This is a genomic window from Caballeronia catudaia (assembly GCF_001544755.2).
In the GTDB taxonomy this organism is placed as follows: Bacteria; Pseudomonadota; Gammaproteobacteria; order Burkholderiales; family Burkholderiaceae; genus Caballeronia; species Caballeronia catudaia.
The window spans coordinates 1-1,502 of record NZ_FCOF02000129.1; the positions used below are offsets into that span (position 1 = coordinate 1).

A 1,502-nucleotide genomic window follows, 5' to 3' on the forward strand; every position below is an offset into this window, starting at 1 on the left:
CGCGGCGAGCTGCGCGAGCGCGTCGTGCGCCTCGCGCAAACACTCTCCGAACTCGGGTTGAAGTCCGGCGACCGCGTGGCCGCGATCATGCGCAACGACGGCGACGCGATCACGGTCGCGCTCGCCGTGGCCGCGCTCGGCGCAACGCTGTCCACCGCCGCGCCGGAAAACGGTGTGCAGGCCATCCTCGACCGCTTCGCGCCGCTCGATCCGACGATGTTGTTCGCGCACACGGCGCAACGTCCGTTCGACACGGGCGGCTCCATCTCGGGGCACGTCGCCGCGGTCGCGGCCCAGTTGCCGTCGCTGACGGACATCGTGTGCCTCGATGAAACGGAACTGCCGAGCTCCGTCACGCAGCGCCAGCACGAGTTGCGCTCGCTGATCACGCGCGGCGACGCGACGCGCTTCTCATGGCAGCGCTTCCCGTTCAATCATCCGCTCTTCATCATGTTTTCGTCGGGGACGACGGGCAAGCCGAAATGCATCGTGCACGGCGCGGGCGGCACGCTGCTCGAACACGTGAAGGAGCATCGGCTGCACAGCGACTTCGGCCCCGGCGACAAGCTCTTCTTCCACACGAGCTGCTCGTGGATGATGTGGAACTGGCAATTGTCGGTGCTCGCGTCGGGCGTCGAGATCATCACTTACGACGGCCCCGTCGCCGCCGTCGATACGCTCTGGCGCCTCATCGCCGACGAGCGCGCGACCGTCTTCGGCACGAGTCCCGCCTATCTGAAGATGAGCGAGGATGCGGGCATCGAGCCGGCCGCGCAACTCGATCTCTCCGCCCTGCGCGCGATGATGTCCACCGGCGCGGTGCTCTACGACGCACAGTTCCAATGGGTCCACGATCACGTCAAGCCGTTGCAGCTCCAATCGATTTCGGGCGGCACGGACATCATCGGCTGCTTCGTGCTCGGCAACCCGAATCTGCCCGTCTTCGCGGGCGAAGCGCAGTGCAAAAGCCTCGGTCTCGACGTGCAGGCGTTCGATCAGGGCGCGAGCACGATCATGCCGGGCGAGCTCGTCTGCACGAATCCGTTCCCGTCGCGCCCGCTTGGCTTCTTCGGCGACGACGACGGCTCGCGCTTTCACAAGGCGTACTTCGCCGCGAACGAAGGCGTGTGGACGCACGGCGATGTCGTCGAATTCTCGCCGGAAGGCTCGGCGCGTCTGCACGGCCGCAGCGACGGCGTGCTCAACGTGCGCGGCATCAACGTGAGTCCGGGAGAGATCTATCGCATCCTGAGCGGGATTCCCGAGATTCTTCGTGCGATGGTCGTGCCGCAGACCGGCGCCAGCGCGGGCGACGCGGGCCAGCGCATCGTGCTCCTGCTCGTGCTGCGGGCGGGCGCGCAACTGAATGCGGCGCTCGCCGCGCGCGTGCGCCGCGATCTCACGCGCGAGGGCTCGGCTGCGCTCGTGCCGGACGTCATCGTGCAGGTCGACGGCTTGCCGGTCACGCACAATAACAAGCCGTCCGAAGCAGCCGCGCGCGA

The 1,502-nt window shown here is 67.5% G+C and carries 1 protein-coding gene; it reads left to right on the top strand.

The features are described 5' to 3' along the window. Positions 1-1,502: AMP-binding protein (locus AWB75_RS36400; RefSeq protein ID WP_143746705.1), on the top strand; the 1,502-nt coding region annotated here is incomplete at both ends.